Source organism: Xylophilus sp. GW821-FHT01B05, from assembly GCA_038961845.1.
GTDB lineage: Bacteria > Pseudomonadota > Gammaproteobacteria > Burkholderiales > Burkholderiaceae_C > Xylophilus.
On sequence record CP152408.1, the window covers coordinates 1,685,499 to 1,708,550 of the forward strand.

Sequence of the window (23,052 nt, forward strand, 5' to 3'; positions counted from 1 at the left end):
GGCGCCGCCTGGGCTAGAGCCCATTTTGTTCCAAAAGTTGATATGAAACCGATTCAAGTAGGCCTGCTGGGCATTGGCACCGTGGGTAGCGGTGTGTTCGAAGTCCTTCGTCGCAACCAGGAAGAAATCACGCGACGCGCAGGCCGGGGCATCGAGATCGTGGCGGTGTCGCGCCGCGACCAGGCCAAGGCGCTGGCCATCGTGGGCGATGCGGCTGCCGTGGTGGCCGACCCGCGCGACATCATCCGCAACCCCGATATCGACATCGTGATCGAGCTCATCGGTGGCTACGACTTGGCGCGTGAACTGGTGCTGGAGGCGATTGCCGCCGGCAAGCACGTGGTCACGGCCAACAAGGCGCTGCTGGCGGTGCATGGCACGGAGATCTTCGAGGCCGCGCACAAGAAGGGCGTGATGGTGGCCTTCGAGGCGGCCGTGGCCGGTGGCATCCCGATCATCAAGGCGCTGCGCGAAGGCCTGACCGCCAACAGCATCCAGTGGATCGCCGGGATCATCAACGGCACCACCAATTTCATCCTGTCGGAGATGCGCGACAAGGGCCTGGACTTCGACACCGTGCTGAAAGAGGCCCAGCGCCTGGGCTATGCCGAGGCCGATCCGACCTTCGACATCGAAGGCGTGGACGCCGCGCACAAGCTCACGCTGATGTCGGCGATTGCCTTTGGCATCCCGGTGCAGTTCGACAAGGCCTATGTCGAGGGCATCACCAAGCTCGGCGCGCAGGACATCAAGTACGCCGAGCAACTGGGCTACCGCATCAAGCTGCTGGGCATCACCAAGCGCGGCGCGCAGGGCATCGAGCTGCGCGTGCACCCGAGCCTGGTGCCGGCCAAGCGCTTGATCGCCAATGTGGAAGGCGCGATGAACGCGGTGGTGGTGCAGGGCGATGCCGTGGGCACCACGCTGTACTACGGCAAGGGCGCCGGCAGCGAGCCGACCGCCAGCGCGGTGATTGCCGACCTGGTCGACATCACCCGCCTGCACACCGCTGACCCGGGCCATCGCGTGCCGCATCTGGCCTTCCAGCCCGACGCCATGAGCGACCTGCGCGTGCTGCCCATGGCCGACGTGGTCACCAGCTACTACCTGCGCCTGCGCGTGGCCGATCAGGCTGGCGTGCTGGCCAAGGTCACCGGCCTGCTGGCCGAGGCCGGCATCAGCATCGACGCGGTGCTGCAGCGCGAATCCGACGAAGTGGGCGGCGAGGGCGCAGCCCAGACCGACCTGATCATCCTCACGCACGACACGCGCGAAGGCACGATGGATGCGGTGATCGCCCAGGTGCAGGCGCTGCCGACGGTGCTGGCGCCCATCGTGCGGATTCGCAAGGAAGAATTGGCGTAATACTTCTCGGGGTAATACAATGGAAGGTATTACTTTTGGAGTGCTTCCATGAGCTATGCCCTGACGGTGAAGAGCCAGGTCACGGTGCCCAAAGCCATTCGCCAGCATCTGCGTGTGCAGCCGGGGCAGTCGGTGGACTATGAGCCGCTGCCGGATGGCAGCGTGCGCATGTTTGCGGTACGCCAGCCCGATGGCGAGGACCCTTTTCTCAAGTGGCGCGGCACCGGTGTGTCGGGCATGACGGCCGACGAAATCATGCGCGAGACGCGCGGCGACGACTGGAATCGATGATCCTGATCGACTCCAACGTGCTGATCGACCTGATCGAAGACAAAGGCGAATGGGCGGACTGGAGCGCTCAGGCGCTGGGGCTTGCGCGCCAGCGCGATGGGCTGGCCATCAACGCCATCGTGTATGCCGAAATCGCCCGTACCTTTGCCGGCCAGTCTGAGCTGGATGCGTTCCTGGCGGATGTGTCCATCGACGTACGGCCGGTGCCCTTGGGCGCGGCATTTGCCGCGTCGCGCGCCCACCAGGCCTACCGGGCGGCGGGCGGCGCGCGCAGTGCTACCTTGCCCGACTTTTTCATTGGTGCCCATGCCCTGGCCGAAGGCTGGACACTGCTTACGCGCGACGCGACACGTGTCCGCACCTACTTCCCCGGGGTGGCCCTGATCTGCCCCGACGCTTCCTGACCGCCATGCAATACCTCTCCACCCGCGGCCACCCCGACCGCAAGCGTTTTTGTGAAATCCTGCTGGAGGGCCTGGCGCCTGATGGCGGGCTGTACCTGCCGGAGGCCTATCCGCAGGTGGATGCGGCCACGCTGGCCAAGTGGCGCGGCATTTATGACGGCCAGGGCTATGCGGCGTTGGCCTTCGAGATTCTGTCGCTCTACATCGACGACATTCCGGCCGCTGACCTGACGGCGATCTGCGACAAGACCTATACGGCGGCGGTGTTCGGCTCGAAAGAGATCGTGCCGCTGCGCGAGCTGGAAGACGGCTTCTATCTGGAGGCCCTGTCCAACGGCCCGACGCTGGCCTTCAAGGACATGGCCATGCAGCTGCTGGGCAACCTGTTCGAGTACGAACTGGGCCGCCGCGGCGAGGAGCTGAACATCCTCGGCGCCACCAGCGGCGACACCGGCAGCGCGGCCGAGCACGCCATGAAGGGCAAGCAGGGCGTGCGCGTGTTCATGACCAGCCCGAACGGCCGCATGAGCCCGTTCCAGCAGGCGCAGATGTTTGGCCTGCAGGACGCCAACATCCACAACATCGCCATCGAAGGCGTGTTTGATGACTGCCAGGACATCGTCAAGGCGGTGTCGCATGACGCGGAGTTCAAGCGCAAGTACAAGATCGGCACGGTCAACTCGATCAACTGGGCGCGGTTGCTGGCGCAGGTTGTTTACTACTTCGCAGGCTATTTCCAGGCTACGCGTAGCGACGAGCAGAAGGTGAGCTTCGCCGTGCCCAGCGGCAACTTCGGCAACGTCTGCGCCGGCCATGTGGCGCGCATGATGGGCCTGCCGATCGAGCGCCTGGTGGTGGCCACCAACGAGAACGATGTGCTCGACGAGTTCTTCCGCACCGGTGTCTACCGCGTGCGCAGCAGCGCCGATACGCACGAGACCTCGAGCCCGTCGATGGACATCAGCAAGGCCAGCAACTTCGAGCGCTTTGTGTTCGACCTGCTGGGCCGCGATGGTGCAGCGCTCAAGCGCTTGTTTGCCGACGACCTGGGCAGCAGCGGCAAGTTCGAGCTGCATGCGCATGCCGCCTTTGCGGATGCTGCCGGCAAGTACGGTTTTGTCAGCGGCCGCAGCACGCATGCCGACCGCCTGGACACCATCCGCGATACCTGGAAGCGCTTTGGCACCATGATCGACACCCACACCGCCGACGGCGTGAAGGTGGCGCGTGAGTACCTGCAGCCCGGCGTGCCCATGGTGGTGCTGGAGACGGCGCTGCCGATCAAGTTTGCCGCCACCATCGTCGAAGCCCTGGGCTGCGAGCCGGACCGGCCCAAGCAGTTCGAAGGCATCGAATCCCTGCCCAAGCGGGTGACGGTGCTGCCGGCGGATGCGGCCATCGTCAAACAATACATCGTGCAGCACTGCGATTGATGGCATGAATGTCGTCGGCTTTGCCGGCTATTCCGGCTCGGGCAAGACCACATTGTTGGAGCCCTTGATCGGCTTGCTGGTGGCCGGCGGCGCGCGGGTGGCGGTGCTCAAGCATGCGCACCACCGCTTCGACATTGACCACGAGGGCAAGGACAGCTGGCGCCACCGCAAGGCCGGCGCCTGCGAGGTGCTGGTGGCCTCTGATGTGCGGCTGGCACTGATGCGCGAATACCCGGCGCCGCAAGAGCCCGAGGTGCACGCGCTGATCACCGAGATCGACCCGACGGTGGACTGGCTGCTGGTGGAAGGCTTTCGCGGCAGCGACCTGCCCAAGATAGAGATCTGGCGCGCGCCCACGGCCGACTACGCTGGCCACCCGGCGCGCTACCCGCAGGACCCCGCCGTGCTGGCGCTTGCCACCGACGCACCCGCCGCGCTGCCCGTGCCCACGGCGCTGCCGCTGCTGGATCTGAACGATGTGCCGGCGATTGCGCGCTGGCTGGTCGAGAACGGCGCGCGCTTCAGCTACCAGGCGCCTTAAAGGGTTGGGCGCTTGGCGTGACAATCGCCAGATGTCCGAACCCATTGCCCCCAACGCCGCGCCGCCGCTGCTCGACGGCAGCCCGCGCAAGACCCTGACCACGCTCGACGACGCGCTGGCCGAGCTGCTGTCGCATGCCACGCCGCTGGCGGATACCGAGACCGTCTCCACCTTCGATGCCGACCAGCGCGTGCTGGCCGAAAACCTTGTGTCTGAGCTGCAGGTGCCGCCGCAGGACAACAGCGCCATGGACGGCTACGCCGTGCGCAGCGCCGACTGCGCAGCGCCTGGTGCCGAGCTGCCGGTATCGCAGCGCATTGCCGCCGGCCAGGCACCGCAGCCGCTGCAGCCGGGCACGGCCGCGCGCATCTTCACCGGCGCGCCGATTCCGCCGGGCGCCGATGCCGTGGTGATGCAGGAGCAGTGCACCGCGCTGCCGGCCACCAATGCCGTGCGCATCGGCATCGCGCCGCAGCCGGGCCTGGCGATCCGCCGTGCGGGCGAAGACGTGACGCGTGGCGCCGTGGTGCTGGCGCGCGGCACGCGCATGGCGCCTGCTGCACTGGGCCTGGCCGCGAGCATCGGCCGCGCGCAGTTGCAGGTGGCGCGGCGGCCGCGCGTGGCGCTGTTCTCTACCGGCGACGAGCTGGTCATGCCGGGCGATGTGGCGCCGGCGCAAATGCCGCCGGGCGCCATCTACAACTCGAACCGCTTCTTGCTGCGCGCGCTGCTGCAGCGCGCCGGCTGCGAGGTGAGCGACTTGGGCATCGTGCCCGACCAGCTCGACGCCACGGTGCAGACACTGCGCGGCGCGGCCGAGTCGCATGACCTGATCCTGACCAGCGGCGGTGTGTCGGTGGGTGAGGAAGACCATGTGAAGCCGGCCGTGCAATCGCTGGGCACGCTCACGCTGTGGCAGATGGCGATCAAGCCGGGCAAGCCCTTTGCCTATGGCCGAGTGGGCGCCGCGCACTTCATCGGCTTGCCGGGCAACCCGGTGTCGAGCTTTGTCACCTTCCTGATGCTGGTGCGGCCCTTTCTGCTCAAGCTGCAGGGCGCCACGCAAGTCGCGCCCGCGCCGCTGCAACTGCCCGCGCACTTCAGCTGGGGCAAGGCCGAGCGCCGGCGTGAATTCTTGCGCGTGGCGCGCAATGCCCAGGGCGGCCTGGAGCTGTTCGGGCACCAGGGCTCGGGCGTGCTGACCTCCATGGTCTGGGGCGATGGCCTGGTCGACAACCCGGCGGGCACGGCCATCGCGCATGGCGATCTGGTGCAGTTCCTGCCCTTCGCGGAGTTGATGGCATGAAGACGCTCAGCGTGCGCTATTTCGCCTCGGTGCGCGAGGCCGTGGGCACGGGCCAGGAGACGCTGCGCACCGACGCCGCCACGGCCGGCGCCCTGCGCGACGAGCTGATCGCCCGCGGCGGCGCCTGGGCCGAGAGCCTGGCGCGCAGCCGCGCGGTGCGCGTGGCCGTGGCCCAGGTGCTGTGCAGCGAAGCCACCGCGCTGGAAGACGGCGCGGAAGTGGCTTTCTTCCCGCCCGTGACGGGCGGGTGAGGGCGCTTCTTTATTGATAGCTGGTAGCCGGCGTGTATCGTACACTTTAGGTATAAAAGTACCTGAAATGCAGGAGATACCTGGGCTACCTGCTATCTATTTATTCCCAAGGGGCTGCCGCCAGCCGCTGCGCCAGCCCGGCCGAGGCTTGCTGCATCGGCGCCCGCAGCTCGTTGCGCAGCAGGCCGTGCCGGGCCAGCAAGGCCTTGATCGGCGCCGGGTTGGGTTCGGCGAACAGCAGCTCCATCCACGGCAGCAGCTCGTGCCACAGCCGCCGCGCTGCCTCCAGGCGCTGCGCTGCCAGCAGTTGCAGCAGTTCGACGAAACGCCCGGTCTGCCAGTGCGCGCTGGCCGCGATCGCGCCCGCGCCGCCCAGCGCCACCGTGCCGAAGATCTGCGCGTCCTCGCCGGCCAGCACCTGCAGCCGGCCATCGGCGATCAGGGCCGCCGTCTTCAGCGGGTCGCCACCGCAGTCCTTCACGGCGCGGATGTTGGCGTGTGCGGCCAGCGCCAGCAGGGTCTCGCGCGTCAGCGTGGCGCCGGTGCGGTAGGGAATGTCGTAGACGATCACGGGCACCGGGCTGGCGTCGGCCAGGCTGCGAAACCAGTGCAGCAGGCCCTCTTGCGCCGGCCGTATGTAGCTGGGCGCGGGCAGCAGCAGGCCGGCCAGCGGCCGGTTGGTGATGGTGCTGATCCAGTCCCGCATCTGGCCCAGGTGGTAGCCGCTGGCGCCCATCACCACCGGCAGGCCGGCGGCGGCGTCAAGCACCGTGTCCAGCACCGCGAGCTGCTCATGCTCGTCGAGCGCCGCGGCTTCTGCCGTCGAGCCGCAGGCCACAAACCCGGCAATGCCGGTGGGCTTCAGGCGCTGCACCAGCGCGCGCAGCGCGGCATGGTCCACCGCGCCATTGGCGAAGGGCGTGACAAGGGGAATCCACAGGCCGGCAAAGCCGGTGGCGGGGGAGGCAAGAGAAGTAGGCACGCTGTCATCCTTTGCAAGGAAACGACCGAGGGACAACCGCCATCGGATGCGCGCGTACGAAAAGCCCAGAGGGAAAGAAGAAGGGGAGAAAGGGCGGTTCCATCGCTCATCCGAGGACGGAACCGCAGCTCCGGTCAGATGAGCTTTGGTTTTTTCGCTTTGCCCGCGCCACGCACGCCAGCAGCCGCGCGCGGGGCGGCGGTGCGAAGGGGGTGTGGGTGGCGAGGCATCGGCGGGATTCTAGGGCCTGTGCGTGTTTTTCATGAGCCCATGCACATCGTCCGGATTCATTCGCCATGAAGAAAAAAGCCGCTATGGTCGTGTTCCATTCTTGAGAAAGAGGTGTGGCCATGCTTGCTGGAGCGCTTGAACGGGGCAGTTCTCATGGGAAGGCGAGGGCGATGCGCATGGCCCTTGTGGCAGGCATCGCGGGCCTGCTTTCCTGCGCGCATGCACATGCCATGGAGCCAAGCATTTCGGAGGTGGCGAAATCCATCGTTGATTCGGCACCGCCAAAGAGCAGGTACTTCCACGTCTCCGTGGGCTTGAAGGTGAAGAACTCCATCGCTGATCTGATGGAGGCCAACCGCGCAGGACGCACGCTGGACTTCTCTGCAGGAGAGAACGCCGTGCTGGACTCCATAAAAGGCGAATACCTGGAGGCGGCCGTATGGCGCAGTCGTTTGGGGGGAATGGATATCTACGTCACCCAGGCCGGGCTCGATGGGCTTCAGCGTAGCCCGGGCGTGCGATCGATCATGCCTGCCCATGACAAGGGGCGTATCTACGATCCCTATGGCGACCTCAGAAGGATCGAGCAGGAGATCCTGCATGAGGGCGTGGCAAGGGTGAACCTGATTCCCGCGAGCCCGGCCTGGCGGTGGGAACTGGGGCGGGATGGGAACTCCATCTTCTCGGTGCCGGCGGGCGCCATCCAGGATGCGATCGACGTGAAGCGGCGATTCGTGGACTCCTTGTCGCCTGCTGCTTTGCGGGGCCATGACCTTGCGGGGAATCCGTCGATCGGCGTTGGCGGGGAGCATGTTTCGCTGGATGCGAGCATCACCATCGAAGGCCTGTACGAGCTGAAGAACAGGGAGGACATCGTGTCCATCCGGCCCATAGACAAGGCCAACAACAGAGTGGTGTTTTCCAACCCGGTGCTGGTAGTGGATGACGAGGCGCTGGCCACTGCCAGGCGCGAAGGGCCCATTGCGGTGTCCATCAGCCTTAAGCGGCAGCCGGGCTATACCCCTCGGCATGGAATCCTGAGCGCCGCCGCGCGGCAGTCGCAGGAGGATTCATTGAGAAGAAACTTTGAGGACATCGCCAGCGCGTTTGGTGAGGACGCAAGGAAATCCGTGGCCTATTACTCTGTTGGAGCAGTGGTCACCGCACAGCTTTCCTATTCCGATCTCTTGCGACTCTATGAGCATCCGGACCCGCGCATAGAACAGATCAATATGAATCGAGCGATGGCCACCGTGGGGGGAATGGCGGCGCCCGAGGAGCCAGCGCCCACCGGCGGTGTTCCGTGAGCTTTCGCTGAGAGCCCAGGCGAGCCCACGGGAGTCCCCACCGAACCCGCACCGCCAGCAGCGCGCACAACCCAAAAGGCACAAAAGGCCGCGGAGCAGGCCATGCGCAAACATCCGCGGAACTGGCTTTGCCAGGCCGCAGGATGTGCCCCCTTGAGGGGGAAGGCGAAGACGCGCAGCGCGCAGCCTGGGGGGCTCAATACACAACAACACGCACCGCCAGCAGCGCACACACCCAAAAGGCACATAAGGCCGCGGAGCAGGCCAAGCGCAAACATCCGCAGATCCGGCTCCGCCGGTCTGCAGGATGTGCCCCCTTGAGGGGGAAGGCGAAGACGCGAAGCGCGCAGCCTGGGGGTGGGCCTAATCTTACTGTGTCACAAGAGTAGCTTTGCGCTTGCCCTTCCGCAGCAGGGGCACTGGCCGAGACGAGCGATCAGCTGATAGCTCAGTCGATGGCGCAGTGTAGTGATCGACGTCGGCACGTGGCGCTGCGCGCGCAGGACTGCCGCGGGGGACGTAATCCTCGGGAAGGGCAGGCACTTGGCGTTCGATGAAGTTTTTTTTACCGCCGACAGACTTGTCGGCGACGAGGCGTTCAGCCATGAGGAACCCGTAGGCCGCGATGCTCAAGGCGGCATGGTGGTGAAACCCCCGCCACCCTCGGCCCTCATAGTGGCCGAGACCGAAGTCCTGCTTCAGATCCTGGTAGTCGCGCTCGATGCGCCAACGCTGATGGGCAACGTCGACCAAGTCGTTGATCGGCGTGTCTTCTGGCATTGTGGACAGGAAGTACTTGCTCGGCTCAACGTCGCTTGCTGGCCACTCGATGAGCAGCCACTGCTCGGGACGCAGGCGTGCCTTGCCCGTATTGCCGCCGGCGTGGCGCACTCGCACGGCCGCAAAGCGGCCGTTCAATGTGTCGTTGGTTCCCTCGCGCCAACTGATGTCCTGGAACGCTCGGCTTGGCAGGGACTGCGCCAATGCCTTGACGCTCATGGGCTGTAGCGCTGCCGTTCGCCTGGGCATCACTGGCGGCCGGCCCATGCCGCTGTAAGGCTTGGGTGGCAGCGGCTGAACGCCAGGCGGCCAGACCACGACGGCAGATGTGATACCTACCGCATAGAGCAAGCCCATATCGCTGAGTGCCTGACGAAAAGCGTTGTCCACGCCGTAGCCAGCATCGGCCAGCACGCAGTGGCGGGGTGCACCTTCGTCCAGCAACGTGCGCAATTGCTGCAGCGCGATCTGCGTCTTCGTGGCGAAACGAACCTCCTCGGGAACGCCAGCCTTGGCGCGGCGTTCAACATCTGCCGCCCAGTCCTCGGGCAGGTACAGCTGCCAAGCCACGGGCAGGCTGCCCTGTTTGCTTGCAAGCGAGATGCTCACGGCCACTTGGCAGTTGTCCTGTTTGCCCAGCATCCCGCAGTACTGACGAGTGACCCCGACCGAGTGGCGACCCTTCTTCGGGAACCCGGTGTCGTCGATGATCCACCAGCCACCCTGACTGAAGTCCATCCTGGGCATCACCCACTGGCACACCCGCCGCAGCATCTGCGTGTCAGACCAGTCGGCCTTGGCCACGAAGTGGTGCAGTGCTTGGTGCCGCGCGCTGGCATGCGTCGGATCCACCCGCGCGGCCATGGGCTCTACGCTCTTGCGCGACAAGGGAAGCATCAGGCCCGTGCAGTACCCACGAAGGCCTGCATGCCGATCCGTGTGACCCAAGCCTGCGCTCAGGTGCTCCAGGTAGCTATCGAAGCGCTCGACTGCATTCATCAATCCTCCGGTGCGAAGACTAGAGGATCGCATTATTTCATTTATGACACAGTAAGACTAATACACCACGATCTTGCCCGTAGCCCGGGGGCTGTAGCAGTCGTTGTAGAAGTACTCGCCGCGCTTGTCGAAGGTGTACTGCGCTGACTCGCCGGGTGCCAGCCGCACATTGAACAGGCCCTCGAAGAACTGCGTGGCGCAGTGCACGCCGGTGTTGCCGGTTGGGTTGCGGAAGGTCACGGTGGTGTTGACGGGCACGCGCATCCAGGTGGGCGTCATCGCGTTCACGGCGGTGGATTCCGTGGTGCCGGGGGCGTTGGCCGTGGTCTGTACGCGGCCCAGGAACACCGTGTTGGGCGTGGGCAGGGCTGCGCCTTCGACGGCACTGCCTGACACCGGCCGGCGGACCTGCGGCGGGGTGGGGGTGGCTGCGGGTGGCACCGTGCCGCCGACCTTGAAGGCCCACAGGAAGTCGCCGCGCGGTGCGTCGCTGTAGGGGATGGAGCTGCCGCCCGCGTAGACGGCGATGTACTGCTCGCCGCCGACCTCGTAGGTGATGGGGCTTGCGCTGATGGAGGCGCCGGTCTGGAAGCGCCAGAGTTCTGCGCCGCTGTCTGCCGCCATGGCCAGCAGGTTGCCGTCGGGCTGGCCGATGAAGAGCAGGTTGCCCGCGGTGGTGAGAATGCCGTTGCCATGCGCCAGCGAATAGGGCATTTGCTTCTTCCATCGCACCAGGTTGGTGGCGGGATCGACCGCCACCACCGCGCCGGTCATGTAGGAGCCCGGCGGGCGCAGGCCGTTGCTGGCCTCGCTCAGCGAGTGCGCCGCGCCGGCGTAGCCCAGGCCGGTGTAGACCAGGCCCGAGCGCGGGCTGAAGGACTGGTGGTTCCAGTTGGCGCCGCCGCCATGGCCTGGTATCGACAGCAGGGGCGTGTCCCAGTGCGGGTCATACAGGCAGCCGGTCTGGTAGTTGGGCACGGCGCGGTTGGGGTCGCCGGGCACCTGCGTGCCCAGCGGCTGCTGCACGATGCAGCTTTCGGTGAAGCCGCCCTGGCGCGGGAAGGGCTGTGTCGGCCAGGTGGCTTGGCGCGGGTCCTGTTTGACCGGGCGCTCGTCGATGCCGAGCGGCGCACTGCCGTCCTTGCGGTCGAGGATGTAGTACATGCCGCTCTTGCTGCCGTAGATCACGACCTTGCGGTCGCGGCCGTCGATGCGCACGTCGGCCAGCACCGGCGCCATCACGTTGTCCATGTCCCAGATGTCGTGGTGCACCGACTGGAAGTGCCATTTGTAGGCGCCGGTGGTGAGGTCCAGCGCCACGATGGAGTTGGCGAACAGGTTCAGGCCGGGACGCTTGGAGCCGTCTTGTGACGAGCCGCCGCGCACGTTGCCGAAGGTCCAGTAGACGAGGTTGAGGTCCGGGTCCACCGCCGGATGAATCCAGGGCGTGGCGCCGGTGCGGTTGGCTTCCTCGGCGCCGCCCCAGGTGTCGTAGCCCATCTCGCCCGGGCGCGGCACGCCCCAGAACATGTTCAGCACATTGCCGTTGGTGGCGTCCGCCGAGAAGGCCGCGCCGCGGTTGCCGTCGTTGGTGCCTATGTAGAGGCGGCGCTTGTGGTAGACGAGCGCCACCTTCTGCACGGCGCCAAGGTAGTTGGCGTCGCCGGCATCGGTGGGGTACTGCTTGATCCACGCGACCTCGCCGCTGTCCAGCTTGAGTGCCACCAGCCGGTTGCCGTTGGCCACGGTATAGACCAGGCCCAGGTCCTTGGCCACGGCCACGCCCCGGCGCGTGATGACGCCGTAGGGCGTTGTCCATTTCCACTTGGTTGCGCCGGTCTTGCCATCGACGGCGATCACGTTGCCCGGCGCCGACTCGATGTAGATCACGCCGTCGACCACCACCGTGGTGCTCTGGTTGGTGCCGCTGGACAGGCCGCCTTCGATGCGGTTGACCCAGGCCCCGCCGAGCTGGCCCACGCGCTGCTGGTCGAGCTGCGTGAGCGCCGAGTAGTTCTGGTTGCCGAGGTTGCCGCCCACTTTGGGGAAGTCCTTGTCGCCGGCGGTGCAGCAGTGCAGCAGGTCGGCGGCGGCGCCCTGGGTGTTGCCGGGCGCGCCATCGCTGCCGCCGCAGCCGTGCAGCAGCAGGGCGGCCGCAAGCGCGGTGGTGGAAAGCGCAAGTATGGGTACGGATATGGATCGCATGGTGTCTCCAGGCCTGGTGTGTTCTTGTTCTTGCTGCGTTTACTGCGCCGCCGTGACGGTGCCGCTGCCGCCGCCGGTGCAGAAGGGCGTGAGCCCCATGGCCGACCGTATGCCCTGCACCACGAGCTTCTGGAATGCGTCCGCACCGGGCCCGCTGGAATTGGCCTGGAAGGAATGGGTGTTGTGGCCGAGCGTGGTCAGCCAGGCCCGGCCGCCGTCGTAGTACTGGCACCAGGCGACCGGGTGGAAGTCCTTGTGGCCCGGATGCGGGGCGGCCGTGAGCGGGTTGAGCGTGGACGTGTCCACCTTGGCCAGGAACTTCACCTTGGTCGGGAAGGGCGTGAGGTTGTACCACTCGTCCTGGAACGCGAAGCGCGCCGGCACGCCCTGCGTGGAGGGGTCGTCGGCCATGATTTCAACGTCGCCGTTGCGGTTGGGCGCGTGGTTGTAGAAGTTGGCGTTGCCCAGCAGCCCTTCGTAGTAGGGCCAGTTGTATTCCGCCCCGAACGCGTTGTGCAGGCCGACGAAGCCGCCGCCCCGGCGCATGTAGTTGCGCAGTGCGGTGCGGGCGGCGTCGTTGCTGGAGGTGGCGGCCTCGTTCCACAGCGTGTCGCGGTTGGAGCTGGCGAAGATCACTGCCTTGTAGTTGTTGATGCGGTTGGCGATGACGGTGACGTCTTCGGTCCAGTCGACGCTGATGTCGGCCGCCTCCAGCATGCGCTTGAGGCCTGCCTGCATGACGTTGTCGGCGTTCATGGCGGGGTTCAGCCCTTGCGCCATGGGCGTGCCCAGGTTGGCATGCCGCGGCCCGGCCGTGCGCGAATAGACCAGTACCCGGTTGGGCGTGCTGGCAAATGCGCCCCACTCGTTGTAGCAGGCCGGATCAACACCGCGGCAGACGTTGTAGTAGGCGTCGAAGCTGTCTGCGCTGGCGCTGTCGGCCGGGGCGTCCGAGCCGCCTCCGCAGGCCGTGATGCCCAGCAGCATGGCTGAGGTCGTGGCGGCGAACCTGATCGGTGGTACCGAGTATTTCAAGATGGTCTCCTTGTTTGTGATGGCTGACGGGCGACAACAGGGAGTGCCCGGCACGGCGCAGGCGCCACTTCCCATGCGGCTGTCGCGGCCCGCATGGTACTAATATTGGAAAGATTTTCCAATAATGAAATTGTTTCTCATTTTTTTGGATTGGCAACTCTGGGCGAGCGCTGGCGCCGTGCGCCCGGGCCGGGCAGGCTGATGCGGGATGGCTTGCCGCTGCGGCGCAGGGCTGCTTGTGGGGGAGGGAATCAGGGCGCGACTGGGGCGGCCACGGGCCCGCAGTCGCGCGCCGGGCCGAAGCCCGGCTTTTTCAGCACCTGCGGCAGCGCCGAGGTGTGGCCATGCGTGAAGAAGCGCGCAGGCCTTTCAAGGCGCCGAGGCCACGCACTGGTAGCTGGACGCTTGCAGCGGATCACCGCCCGCCACATAGCGCGGGTAGGCCGGGTAGCGGCACATGGGGCGCGTGGCGATGGTGGCGAATGGTGCGGTCTTGGCGTTGCGCACCTGGGTCAGCGCATCAGCCGGCGCGGTGCCGCCGCTGGCCCACGCATCCAGCGTGCTCAGCAGGTCGTGGTTGGTCGGCACTTCGGTCCCGGTCGTGAGGCTGGCCGCCGAGCCGCCGTGCGAGGAGGCGGGTGACACGTAGAGCCGCATGAACTTGTCGACCTCGGATGCGCCCATGCGCGCCACCACGCTCTGGTAGTACTGGATGCCGGCCAGCGGGCTCTGTGCCCAGTCGCCGCTGTTCTCCCGAATGATCAGCTTGCCGCCGCGCGCGTAGAAGGCCGACAGGTCGGGGTTGGTCGAGTCCATCAAGGCCGACACCTCCTGGATGCGTTGCTGGAACTTCTGTGGCGTGTAGCCGCGTATGTCAAAGCCGGCATCGCGTGCGATCACATAGCGCGCGTAGCTGCTGCCGTAGATCACGCCACGGCCATCGTTGGCCGTGGGCGGCAGTGACGGCGTGGCGCCATTGCTGACCCAGCGCGCAATGCCTTCGCCACCGGCCTGGATCTCCCCGCCGTACAGGCGGCCCGGGTAGGTGGTGAGGCCGTTGGCCAGCGCAAAGGGCATCACGGTCGGGCCGTAGGCAGCGTTGAGCGTGGCCAGTTGGGCGTCCGACAGGCAGCTGTTGCCTGTGTCGGCGCCGGCGGCGCAGCGCAGGGCCTGCAGGTCGATTTTGGCGGGGCAGGCCAGGTAGTTGCTGACGACGCCATCCGCGATGCCGTCCAGGCCGTCGCAGGCGGCGTTGACGGTATTGGCCACCAGGCTGATCTTGGCTGCGCCTAGCGCGCCGCCGTTGAACTGGGGCAGGGTGTAGTTGATGAAGCCATTGAAGAGCCCGGTCCAGTGGATCACCGGCACCACCGACACGATGCCGTCGAAGTCGGCGGGGTAGCGCTGCGCCATGGTCAGGCCTTCGCGGCCGCCTTCCGAGCCGCCGTAGAAGTACTGGCGCGCGGGCTTGCGCAGGTAGTAGGCCTGCATCACTTCCTGGGCCACGTCGCGCACCTTCTTGTAGGCCTGGTGGGCGAAGTTCAGGAACATCTCGTCATTGAGCGCGAACTTGGCCGGGTCGGTGTTGACGTAGCTGCTGGCGTCGTGGCCGGAGTCGGTGCCAAAGGTGGCAAAGCCCTGCGTGATGGGCTGGGGCTGGCCGGGCGCGGCGTCGCGCAGGGCGGCTGTTGCGTCGGTCAGCGAGCCGTTGAAGCCGCCGCCGCCGACCATCACCGCCTTCTCGTTCCAGGTGGTTGGCAGGTTGATCTGGAACTTGATCGGATCCGCCGCCGCCGTCAGCGGCGCGATCGCCCCCAGCACCTGGCAGTACTCCGCAAAGGCGGGCGCCGTGCTGACGGCCGGCACCAGCCTGGCCGAGGTGATGGTGCCCGCGCCGCTGGCAATGCCGATGGTGCTGGCGCTGACCACCTTGCCCTGCAGGCCGGCGCAGGCCTGGGCCAGCGCGGACTTGTCCGGAATGGGTGGTGTGGAGGCACTGCTGCCGCCGCAGCCAGTCGCGCTGGCGGCCAGCGCGACAGCGCTAACAAATGACATCAGGCCGCGGCGGCGCCAGTGATTGGTTTTCATGGGGAGTCTCCGTTGTGTGTGTGGGGTGAGAGGTCGCGTTTCCACAGGCGGGCCGGATAGGCCTTGCTGGGCGGCGTTGCCCTGTTCGGGCGCTGGCGATGGGTTGCCGCCAAAACCGCGTGACCAGGATGTGGTGCGGATTTATGCAATATATTGCATAAATCAACTTGCCGGCAAGGCGCAAAACCTAGGGTTTTCAGCATTATTTTGCATTTCTGGCCGAAGGCTTACGCCGGATACCAGGGCAAGGCAAAAGGCGGAAAGGGCCGCGCCAGAGGGGCCAGTGCCACAATCCGCCGCATGACGTCCCCGCGCAACGCTGCTACCCGTGTCTCCATCCAGACTGCCGACTTCGACCTGTCCGCCGAGGTGGCGGCCTTGCGCGCGGGCGATGGCGGTGTGGGCGCGGTGTGCAGCTTTGTCGGCACGGTGCGCGACCGCGGTGGGGCCGAGGCGGTATCTGCGATGGAGCTGGAGCACTACCCGGGCATGACCGAGAAGGCGATCGAGGCCATGGTGGATGCGGCGCATGCGCGCTTTGACATCCGCGCGGCGCGGGTCATCCACCGCGTGGGCCTGCTGCAGCCTTGCGACCAGATCGTGCTGGTGGCGGTGGCCTCTGCGCACCGGGGCGAGGCCTTCCAGGCCTGCGAATTCCTGATGGACTACCTGAAGACCCAGGCGCCGTTCTGGAAGAAGGAAAGCACCCCGTCCGGCGCACGCTGGGTCGATGCCCGCACCAGCGACGACGCGGCGCTGGCGCGTTGGGGCGTGGTCGGGCCGGCAGCATGAATACGCGCTTTGTCGAGGCCTTCATGTGGGTGGCGCGGCTGGGCAGCTTTCGCGCGGCGGCAGACCGGCTGCACATCACGCAGGCGGCGGTGTCCAACCGCATTGCATCGCTGGAACAGGACATTGGCGCGCGCCTGTTCGAGCGCGATCCGCGCGACCTGCGACTGACGCCGGTGGGCCTGCGCCTGCTCGACTATGGCGAGCGCCTGCTGGAGCTGCGACGCGAGATCGTGTCGCTGGGCCGCCCGCGCGAAGAGATGCTGGGCCTGGTGCGTATCGGCGCGATCGAGACGGTAGTGCACACCTGGCTGGTGAGCTTTCTGCAGAACCTGCGCTCGACCTACCCGGGTATCGAGGTGCAGTTGACTTCCGAGACCACGCTGGCGCTGCATCGCAGCCTGCGCGAGGGCTCGCTCGACATCGCCTTCCAGACCGACCACATCGGCGGCGCCGGCATCGTCAGCACGCCCTGCCTGCCCATGCCCATGGGCTGGGTAGGGGCGGGCCACCGGCCGGCAGTGGAAGGCGAGGGCCGCATCGCCCACTTGCTGCAGGAGCCGGTGCTGACCATGAGCCCGGGCTCGCAGCCGCACCAGGCGCTCAAGTACCTGCACCGCGAGGCCGGCATGCCGCTGGGCAAGGTGCACTGCGTGAGCTCCATCGCCGCCATCGTGCGGCTGGTGCGCTCGGGCTTTGGCAATGCACTGGTGCCACTGCCGCCGGTGCTGGACGACATCACCGCTGGCCACCTGCGCGTGATCGACTGCGACACGCCGCTGCCGCCGCAGCGCATCGTGGTGAGCCATCTGGACGCGGCGGATTCGGATGCGATCCGTTTGGTGGCTGAGCTGGCTTGTCGTGCCTCGGATCAATTTACCTTGTCGTTGGATGCATCGGTATGGGGCGCGGGACCATCGGGCCAACCCCTAGTTGGTGCAAAAACTCCTTAAAACCCGACAAGTAATTTTGTTGCCAGCGGGCTAGAAAAACCCGTTTGTGGCCGACCCGGCCTGCGACTGATGATCGCGCCTTCTTTTCGAAGGCTGTCATTCAGGAGTCGCTATGGTTTCCCTTTCCCCCACTGGTCTGGCCGTGCACGGCATGCTCTTCGTCGCTGCCGACGTCGATGCGGCCGACGATGCCGACTACAACCAGTGGTACGACCGCGAGCATGTGGAAGAGCGCGTGCGCGTGCCCGGCTTCTTGTCTGGTGCGCGCTACCAGTCGCTGCAGGGCGGCCGCAAATACCTGGGGCTGTACCGCACGGCCGCGCTCGATGTCTTCACCTCGCCCGCCTACCGCGCCGCCTTTGGCCAGCAAACGCCGTGGTCCGTCACCAACCTGGACCGCATGCGCCAGCCGGTGCGCCGCGTGTGCGCGGTAGAGGCTGTGGTGGGCTTTGGCAGCGGCAGCCGCGTTGTCGTGCTGCCCTTGCCGTTGGCCGATGACCGCGCCGCGCTGGTCGCCCAGGCCCACGACGCGGGCCGCCAATTGGCGGCGCTGCCGGGCTTTGTGCAGTCCTATCTGCTGGTGCCCGACGTGGCATTGAGCACGCCGCTGCCCAAGGAGCAGACCGAAGGCCGCGTGCTGCAGCCGATGTTGGTGGTGGAAACCAGCCACGACGCGGGCAGCGATGCCGCACTGGCAAGCGCCGCCGATTTGTTGCAGGCCGATGCCGCAGCCGCCTGGCGCTATGCGCTGGGCTGGAAGCTGGCCGCGGCCGATCTGGCCTGATTTTTGTCTGCTGAAACGGAGTCTTCCATGAGTGCCGTGAATCCTGTGATTGCCCCTTCCTCTTCCTCCCACGCCGCGCCCAAGATGGGCCGGCTCGCCATGGCGAGCTCGGTCGGCACCACGCTGGAGTGGTACGACTTCACCGTCTACAACCTGATGGCCGCGCTGGTCTTCAACGCGGTGTTCTTCCCCTCGTTCGACCCACTCACCGGCACCATCCTGGCCTTCTCGACCTATGCGGTGGGCTATATCTCGCGGCCGCTGGGCGGCATCGTCTTTGGCCACCTGGGCGACCGCCTGGGACGGCGCTTCGTGCTGGTGGCCACGCTGGTCATCATGGGTGTGGCCACCGGCCTGATGGGCCTGCTGCCGACCTATGCCAGCTGGGGCATCTGGGCGCCGGTGGCGCTGGTGGCCCTGCGCTTTGTGCAGGGCGTGGCATTGGGCGGCGAATGGGCCGGCGCGGTGCTGCTGTCGATGGAGCACGGCAAGCCCAATGAGCGCGGCCGCAACGCATCGTTCACGCAGGTCGGGCCGTCTTGCGGCACGCTGATCGGCACCGGCTTCATCGCCCTGGTGTCGGCCTTCCTGAGCCCTGAGGATTTCCTGTCCTGGGGCTGGCGCATTCCCTTTGTCTCCAGCGTGGCGCTGGTGCTGTTTGGCCTGTGGCTGCGCCGCGGTGTGGACGAGACCCCGGTGTTCCGCGAGATGGAAGAGAAAAAGGCCACCGCCAAGACCCCCATCAAAGAGGTGCTGACCCAGCACTGGCGCCGCCTGCTGGTGGCCGGCGGCTCGCGCATCGGCTCTGACGTGCTGTATGCGCTGGTGGTGGTGTTTACGCTGACCTACGTGACCACGGTGTTGCACCTGTCGCGGCCCATGGCGCTGACGGCGACCATGATTGGCGCGGCCTGCAATGCGCTGGCGGTGCCGTACTTTGGCGCCTTGTCTGATCGCCTGGGACGCCGGCCGGTCTACATTGCCGGCGCGCTGCTGGGCATGGTCTGGGCCTTTGTCTTCTTTGTGCTGATGGACAAGGCGCAGCCGCTGGCCATCTGCGCGGCGGTGGTCGGCGGCCTGCTGATCCACGCCATGATGTACGGCCCGCAAGCCGCCTTCGTGACCGAGCAGTTCCCCAGCCGCGTGCGCTACGCCGGATCGTCGCTGGCCTACACGCTGGCCGGCATCGTCGGCGGTGGCTTTGCACCGCTCATCATCGCCACGCTGTACAAGTCCTATGGCAATACGGTGGTGGTGTCTTGCTATGTCGTGGTGGCGCTGGGGCTGACGCTGGCCTCGCTGCTGGTGGCCCGCGAGACTGCCAAGAAGCCGCTTGAAGCTTGAACGGTTTTTAGAACGAAAAGTGGCTGAAACGTAGGCTGGACTAGGGGAGGTAGCTATCTATTAGATAGCTACCTATTCCCGCTCAAGGCGCCAGCCTGGCCGATGACCCGATGGCCGCCGCCTCCGCCGCGCAGTCGCCCGCCGGCTTGGCGCCCTGGGCACGTGCGGTAGCCACCTCTTGCCGCGCCGCACCCAACTGCGTGGCAAACACCGGGTTCGACTGCAGCCTTGCCACCGTCGCCGCGCCGATCAGGCGGCCGGCTTCGATGTCGCTCTGCCAGTGCACGCCGCAGATGCCACGGCTTTGCGAGAAGGCGCGGCCGCGCTGCAGCAGCGCATCGGCGCGTTCTGGTGCCACCTCGGCCAGCACCAATGCCCAGGTCCAGCCAATGGAGGAATGGCCCGAAGGGTAGGAGCCGTTCTTGGCCAGCTCGGCCTCTTCCTTTGGCGTGCAACTGGGCGTGTTCAGCACGGCAAAGGGGCGCGGGCGCTTGTAGTGCTCTTTGGCGCGGTCGGTGCTGAGGGCTGCGTCGCCCAGGGTGCGGCGCAGCAGCATGTTCAGGTGCGGCGTGGCGGTGTCAGACACCGGCACGCCCAGCGCGCAGGAGAAGGTTTGCGCCGCCGCCGGAAAGTGCAGATCCGCATCCCGCACCGCCAGCGCGCCGCGCGGCGTGTTGCGCAAAGCCGCCAGGGTATGGAAGCTGGCCACGTCTGCGGCCCAGGCGGCCGAGCCCGGCGCTGGCGGCGCGGGCAGCAGCGCCAGGCTGTCGGGCAAGGCGCCGGGCGGCAGGTAGCCCTTGACGTAGCCGGGCCAGATGTCGCCCACCTCTTGCGCCGAGGTGGTGGGCAGCGGTGCGCAGGCGCTGGCCAGGCAGGCCGCAGCCAGCGCCGCAGCAAGGGCGCTCAGGCGCATGGAGCCGCCTTTCACTGGGGCTGGAAGCCAGAGGTCTTGATGATGCGCGTCCAGGCCTGGGTGTAGGCCTTCTCCAGTGCGGTGAAGCGCGGCTGCGGCAGGTACTGCACCGACAGGCCCAGGTTGGTGAAGCGCTCGCGCACGTCGGGCTGCGCCAGCACCTTGGCGACGGCGTCAGAGAAACGGTCCAGCACCGCCTGCGGCGTGCCGGCCGGGGCGAACACGCCGTAGTAGGGCATGTCATCGAGCCCGCTCAGGCCCAGCTCGGCAAAGGTGGGCACATCCGGCAGCAGCGGCTGGCGCTTGTCGCCCACCACGGCCAGGATGCGCACCTTGCCGGCCTTCTGGTTCTCGATGAAGTCGGGCACCGAGCCAATGCCTGCGGCGATCTGGCTGCCCAGCATGTCGGCCAGCATGGGCGCGCTGCCACGGTAGGGCACGGATTGCAGGTCGAGCTTGTACTTCTCGGCCACCAGCTTCACCGTGAATTCAGGCGTGCTGGCCGGCGCCGGAATGCCCACGCTGCTCTTGCCGCCCTGGGCCTTGACCCAGGCCACGTAGTCGTTGAAGTTTTGCGCCGGCGTGCTGCCCGACACCGCCAGCGCATTGGCGAAGGTGGCAAAGCCCACCACCGGCACGAAGTCGCGCGCCGGGTCGAAGCCCGGGTTCTTCACCACCTGCGGCAGCACCGAGATGGTGTGGTCATGCGTGACGAAGAAGGTGTGGCCATCGGCCGGGGCCGCCTTCAGCGCCTGGGCGGCGATCTGGCCGCCGGCGCCGGCGCGGTTCTCTACGATCACGGTTGCGCCCAGCAGCGGCTGCAGCTTCTCGGCCAGGGTGCGGGCGATGGCGTCGGTGCCGCCACCGGGCGGGAAGCCGACCAGCAGGCGGATCGGCGTTTGCGCCTGGGCCGCGCCCGAGAAGAGGCCGGTGGCCAGCAGGGCGCCAAGCGCCAGCGACAGGGTGCGTCGTTGTGCAGAGAACATAGGAAAAGACTCCAAAAATGGAAGAGGCCGGGGGCACATGCAAGCCGGATGCCGTGTACCTGTAAGAACGTGTTTACGATCTGTATGGGGACCCCATAGAGATCGTAAACACGTTCTCAGACCCTGAAACATACCGCTACAAGCCTATCAGCGGAAGACCCGGGCACCGAGGGCGTTGGGGCCCGGCTTCTATAATCCGCCGCCCCGTCTCCCCCCGCGCTACAGATCCAGCCGCCGCCACATCTCAGCCACCACACGACGGGCATTGCTCATCCATTGGCTGGAACAACTGTGGTCGCACGCTATTACCAGGACCTGCTGCGTTTTTGCAGCCATGCGGTCAAGGACACCGACGCCGCGCGCGATGTGGTCCAGGAGGCCTATGCGCGCTTTCTGGCGGCGCAGCGCGGCGGCGTCTCCATGTTGCAGCCGCAGGCCGTGCTGCGGCAGATCGCCCGCCACCTGCTGGTGGACCGGCACCGCCGCGCCCAGGTGCGCCAGCACGACGACATCGACGAACTGGCCGAGTCCGACCAACCCGCCGCGCCACGGCACTTGCAGCCCGAAGAGGCGCTGGCCTCGATGCAGGTGGTGCGCGCCTATGTCGCCGCCATCGAGGCGCTGCCGCCTCGCTGCCGCGAAGCATTTCTGCTGCATGTGTTTGAGGACCTGCCGCACGCGCAGATCGCCGCGCGCATGGGCATCTCCTGCAGCATGGTCGAGAAGCACATCGTGCGCGGCATGCTGGCCTGCAAGCTGTGCGAGCGCCAGTTGATGGGCCGCCAATGAATGTCTTGCAAGAGGTGAGGATTCGATGGGGCTCGTGCGTCTATATCCATAAGGCCCCTTTGTCGTACCCATGAACCAGCCAGCTTCCTCCGATCCGCGTCAGGTCCAGGACGACCTGGACGAGCGCGAGTACGCCGAGTTCGCGCAAGGGCAAGACCCGCTCGACATCGAGGCCGCCACCTGGGTCGCGCGCCAGCGCAACGGCCTTGACGCCGCCGCTGAAGACGAGCTGCGCGCCTGGCTGGCCCAGAGCCCGTCGCACCAGGCCGCCTACGAGGACCTGGACGGCACCTTTGGCCGCCTGCGCGACATGCCGGCCGCCGAGCGGCGCTCGCTCAAGGCGCTGGCCGCGCCGCCCACGCAGCCGTGCACACCACGCCCGGTGTCCCCTGGCCGCCGGGCGTGGATGCTCGACATCAGCCGCTTTCTGCCCCAGGCCGCTGCGGCATCTGTGGCCTTCACCGTCGCGGGCAGCGGCTGGTGGGGCTGGGACTACTGGCGCCGCCAGCCGACCTTCGAGAAAAACTACGCCACCGCGCGCGGCCAGCAATTGCAGGCCGAGCTGCCTGACGGCAGCCACCTGCTGCTCGACACCAGCACCCAGGCCGAGGTGCGCCTGTTTCGCGACCGGCGCGAGGTGCGCCTGCCCGAGGGGCAGGCCTTCTTCACGGTGCAGGCCGACCCGTCGCGGCCCTTCCACGTGCTGGCCGGCGCGTTGCGCATCACCGTGGTCGGCACCCGCTTCTCGGTGCGCCACACGCGCAGCGGCATGGGCGAGGGCGAGACGCAGGTGGTGGTGGAGCAGGGCCGCGTGCGGGTGGCACGCGTGCAGGGCGAGGGCAGCGTCGAGCTGACGGCCGGCCAGGCTGTTGCGGCTGACAGCAGCGGCCAACTGCGCCCCGTGGCCAGCGTACCGCCCGGCAGCGCCGCGCCCTGGCGCGATGGGCGGGTCAGCTTCGACAACATCCCGCTGGCCCAGGCCCTGGCCGAGTTCGAACGCTACGGCAGCACCGGCGTGCTGGTGCGCGACCCGGCCGTGGCGGCGCTGCGCGTGGGCGGCAGCTACAGCTTGAAGAACTTCCGCAGCTTTGTGCAGGCGCTGCCGCAGCAACTGCCGGTGCGCTTGGCGCAGCGTGGCAATGTCACGGAAGTGGTCGGCATCCGCTGACCCCGGCTCAAAAAAGTTGGCGGATGGACATGAGGATCGCAAAAGCTGGTGCGTCTAGATAAGTAGGACTGATTTCTATTCACCTGCTTTTCATTGGAGATGGCACCC

21 protein-coding genes are annotated in these 23,052 nt (G+C 66.9%); 14 read left to right on the top strand and 7 right to left on the bottom strand.

Going from position 1 to position 23,052, the window contains the following annotated elements; genetic code table 11:
* Positions 1–42: 42 nt before the first annotated feature.
* The 7 genes from AAFF27_07940 to AAFF27_07970 are packed head-to-tail and all read left to right on the top strand — an operon-like array spanning position 43 to position 5,591.
* Positions 43–1,365 carry a homoserine dehydrogenase gene (locus AAFF27_07940; protein XAH25110.1) on the top strand — a complete coding sequence of 441 codons (1,323 nt, stop codon included), beginning with the start codon at positions 43–45 and terminating at the stop codon, positions 1,363–1,365.
* 48 nt (positions 1,366–1,413) lie between these two features.
* Positions 1,414–1,656, top strand: a complete 243-nt coding sequence (locus AAFF27_07945) for a hypothetical protein (GenBank protein ID XAH25111.1) — start codon at positions 1,414–1,416, stop codon at positions 1,654–1,656.
* Positions 1,653–2,060 carry a PIN domain-containing protein gene (locus AAFF27_07950; protein XAH25112.1) on the top strand — a complete coding sequence of 136 codons (408 nt, stop codon included), beginning with the start codon at positions 1,653–1,655 and terminating at the stop codon, positions 2,058–2,060. Before AAFF27_07945 ends, AAFF27_07950 begins: the two co-directional genes overlap by 4 nt.
* Positions 2,061–2,065: 5 nt before the next feature.
* Complete coding sequence (thrC, locus tag AAFF27_07955; protein ID XAH25113.1) at positions 2,066–3,493, top strand: threonine synthase; 1,428 nt, start codon at positions 2,066–2,068, stop codon at positions 3,491–3,493.
* A gap of 4 nt (positions 3,494–3,497) precedes the next feature.
* Positions 3,498–4,034, top strand: coding sequence for a molybdopterin-guanine dinucleotide biosynthesis protein B (gene mobB, locus AAFF27_07960; protein XAH25114.1), 537 nt, complete (start codon positions 3,498–3,500; stop codon positions 4,032–4,034).
* Between the two features lie 31 nt (positions 4,035–4,065).
* Positions 4,066–5,340, top strand: coding sequence for a gephyrin-like molybdotransferase Glp (gene glp / locus AAFF27_07965; GenBank protein XAH25115.1), 1,275 nt, complete (start codon positions 4,066–4,068; stop codon positions 5,338–5,340).
* On the top strand, positions 5,337–5,591 hold the full coding sequence (locus AAFF27_07970) for a MoaD/ThiS family protein (protein XAH25116.1): 255 nt from the start codon (positions 5,337–5,339) through the stop codon (positions 5,589–5,591). The genes glp and AAFF27_07970 overlap by 4 nt, the downstream gene beginning before the upstream one ends.
* Before the next feature lie 100 nt (positions 5,592–5,691).
* On the opposite strand, the gene AAFF27_07975 is transcribed toward AAFF27_07970, so the two are convergent.
* Entirely contained in the window at positions 5,692–6,573 is an 882-nt protein-coding gene (locus AAFF27_07975) for a dihydrodipicolinate synthase family protein (GenBank protein ID XAH25117.1), read from the bottom strand.
* 401 nt (positions 6,574–6,974) lie between these two features.
* Between AAFF27_07975 and AAFF27_07980 the strand changes: the two genes are divergently transcribed.
* The gene (locus AAFF27_07980; protein XAH25118.1) at positions 6,975–8,111 is read left to right on the top strand and encodes a hypothetical protein; all 1,137 of its coding nucleotides are present in this window, start codon (positions 6,975–6,977) and stop codon (positions 8,109–8,111) included.
* Positions 8,112–8,480: 369 nt separating this feature from the next.
* Here AAFF27_07980 and AAFF27_07985 read toward each other — a convergent pair whose 3' ends face one another.
* The 4 genes from AAFF27_07985 to AAFF27_08000 form a co-directional block, all read right to left on the bottom strand.
* On the bottom strand, positions 8,481–9,890 hold the full coding sequence (locus AAFF27_07985; protein ID XAH25119.1) for an IS701 family transposase: 1,410 nt from the start codon (positions 9,888–9,890) through the stop codon (positions 8,481–8,483).
* A gap of 57 nt (positions 9,891–9,947) precedes the next feature.
* Positions 9,948–12,095, bottom strand: coding sequence for a PQQ-binding-like beta-propeller repeat protein (locus AAFF27_07990; GenBank protein XAH25120.1), 2,148 nt, complete (start codon positions 12,093–12,095; stop codon positions 9,948–9,950).
* A gap of 39 nt (positions 12,096–12,134) precedes the next feature.
* Positions 12,135–13,130 (bottom strand): ThuA domain-containing protein, encoded by a 996-nt coding sequence (locus AAFF27_07995; protein ID XAH25121.1) that lies wholly within the window; start codon positions 13,128–13,130, stop codon positions 12,135–12,137.
* Positions 13,131–13,499: 369 nt separating this feature from the next.
* Positions 13,500–15,218: a tannase/feruloyl esterase family alpha/beta hydrolase gene (locus tag AAFF27_08000; protein XAH25122.1), complete on the bottom strand. Its 1,719-nt coding sequence runs from the start codon at positions 15,216–15,218 to the stop codon at positions 13,500–13,502.
* Positions 15,219–15,518: 300 nt separating this feature from the next.
* Between AAFF27_08000 and AAFF27_08005 the strand changes: the two genes are divergently transcribed.
* The 4 genes from AAFF27_08005 to AAFF27_08020 all read left to right on the top strand — a co-directional run bounded on the left by AAFF27_08005 (position 15,519) and on the right by AAFF27_08020 (position 19,088).
* Positions 15,519–16,010, top strand: coding sequence for a molybdenum cofactor biosynthesis protein MoaE (locus AAFF27_08005; protein XAH25123.1), 492 nt, complete (start codon positions 15,519–15,521; stop codon positions 16,008–16,010).
* On the top strand, positions 16,007–16,960 hold the full coding sequence (locus AAFF27_08010) for a LysR family transcriptional regulator (GenBank protein ID XAH25124.1): 954 nt from the start codon (positions 16,007–16,009) through the stop codon (positions 16,958–16,960). The genes AAFF27_08005 and AAFF27_08010 overlap by 4 nt, the downstream gene beginning before the upstream one ends.
* Positions 16,961–17,072: 112 nt before the next feature.
* A complete protein-coding gene (locus tag AAFF27_08015; protein ID XAH25125.1) occupies positions 17,073–17,744 on the top strand; it encodes a hypothetical protein in 672 nt (223 codons plus the stop codon).
* A 27-nt stretch (positions 17,745–17,771) separates the two neighbouring features.
* Complete coding sequence (locus AAFF27_08020) at positions 17,772–19,088, top strand: MFS transporter (protein XAH25126.1); 1,317 nt, start codon at positions 17,772–17,774, stop codon at positions 19,086–19,088.
* An 82-nt stretch (positions 19,089–19,170) separates the two neighbouring features.
* Here AAFF27_08020 and AAFF27_08025 read toward each other — a convergent pair whose 3' ends face one another.
* Positions 19,171–20,001 carry a phosphatase PAP2 family protein gene (locus tag AAFF27_08025; GenBank protein ID XAH25127.1) on the bottom strand — a complete coding sequence of 277 codons (831 nt, stop codon included), beginning with the start codon at positions 19,999–20,001 and terminating at the stop codon, positions 19,171–19,173.
* 11 nt (positions 20,002–20,012) lie between these two features.
* Positions 20,013–20,987: a Bug family tripartite tricarboxylate transporter substrate binding protein gene (locus AAFF27_08030; protein XAH25128.1), complete on the bottom strand. Its 975-nt coding sequence runs from the start codon at positions 20,985–20,987 to the stop codon at positions 20,013–20,015.
* 291 nt (positions 20,988–21,278) lie between these two features.
* Here AAFF27_08030 and AAFF27_08035 point away from each other — a divergent pair, with 291 nt between their 5' ends.
* On the top strand, positions 21,279–21,776 hold the full coding sequence (locus AAFF27_08035) for a sigma-70 family RNA polymerase sigma factor (protein ID XAH25129.1): 498 nt from the start codon (positions 21,279–21,281) through the stop codon (positions 21,774–21,776).
* A 70-nt stretch (positions 21,777–21,846) separates the two neighbouring features.
* A complete protein-coding gene (locus tag AAFF27_08040) occupies positions 21,847–22,944 on the top strand; it encodes a FecR domain-containing protein (GenBank protein ID XAH25130.1) in 1,098 nt (365 codons plus the stop codon).
* The last annotated feature ends 108 nt before the right edge of the window (positions 22,945–23,052 follow it).

Coding starts and splice junctions, on each gene's coding strand:
- AAFF27_07940 (XAH25110.1), top strand. CDS start 43: ATGAAACCGATTCAAGTAGGCCTGCTGGGCATTGGCACCGTGGGTAGC.
- AAFF27_07945 (XAH25111.1), top strand. CDS start 1,414: ATGAGCTATGCCCTGACGGTGAAGAGCCAGGTCACGGTGCCCAAAGCC.
- AAFF27_07950 (XAH25112.1), top strand. CDS start 1,653: ATGATCCTGATCGACTCCAACGTGCTGATCGACCTGATCGAAGACAAA.
- thrC (XAH25113.1), top strand. CDS start 2,066: ATGCAATACCTCTCCACCCGCGGCCACCCCGACCGCAAGCGTTTTTGT.
- mobB (XAH25114.1), top strand. CDS start 3,498: ATGAATGTCGTCGGCTTTGCCGGCTATTCCGGCTCGGGCAAGACCACA.
- glp (XAH25115.1), top strand. CDS start 4,066: ATGTCCGAACCCATTGCCCCCAACGCCGCGCCGCCGCTGCTCGACGGC.
- AAFF27_07970 (XAH25116.1), top strand. CDS start 5,337: ATGAAGACGCTCAGCGTGCGCTATTTCGCCTCGGTGCGCGAGGCCGTG.
- AAFF27_07980 (XAH25118.1), top strand. CDS start 6,975: ATGCGCATGGCCCTTGTGGCAGGCATCGCGGGCCTGCTTTCCTGCGCG.
- AAFF27_07985 (XAH25119.1), bottom strand. CDS start 9,890: ATGAATGCAGTCGAGCGCTTCGATAGCTACCTGGAGCACCTGAGCGCA.
- AAFF27_07990 (XAH25120.1), bottom strand. CDS start 12,095: ATGCGATCCATATCCGTACCCATACTTGCGCTTTCCACCACCGCGCTT.
- AAFF27_08000 (XAH25122.1), bottom strand. CDS start 15,218: ATGAAAACCAATCACTGGCGCCGCCGCGGCCTGATGTCATTTGTTAGC.
- AAFF27_08005 (XAH25123.1), top strand. CDS start 15,519: ATGACGTCCCCGCGCAACGCTGCTACCCGTGTCTCCATCCAGACTGCC.
- AAFF27_08010 (XAH25124.1), top strand. CDS start 16,007: ATGAATACGCGCTTTGTCGAGGCCTTCATGTGGGTGGCGCGGCTGGGC.
- AAFF27_08015 (XAH25125.1), top strand. CDS start 17,073: ATGGTTTCCCTTTCCCCCACTGGTCTGGCCGTGCACGGCATGCTCTTC.
- AAFF27_08020 (XAH25126.1), top strand. CDS start 17,772: ATGAGTGCCGTGAATCCTGTGATTGCCCCTTCCTCTTCCTCCCACGCC.
- AAFF27_08025 (XAH25127.1), bottom strand. CDS start 20,001: ATGCGCCTGAGCGCCCTTGCTGCGGCGCTGGCTGCGGCCTGCCTGGCC.
- AAFF27_08030 (XAH25128.1), bottom strand. CDS start 20,987: ATGTTCTCTGCACAACGACGCACCCTGTCGCTGGCGCTTGGCGCCCTG.
- AAFF27_08040 (XAH25130.1), top strand. CDS start 21,847: ATGAACCAGCCAGCTTCCTCCGATCCGCGTCAGGTCCAGGACGACCTG.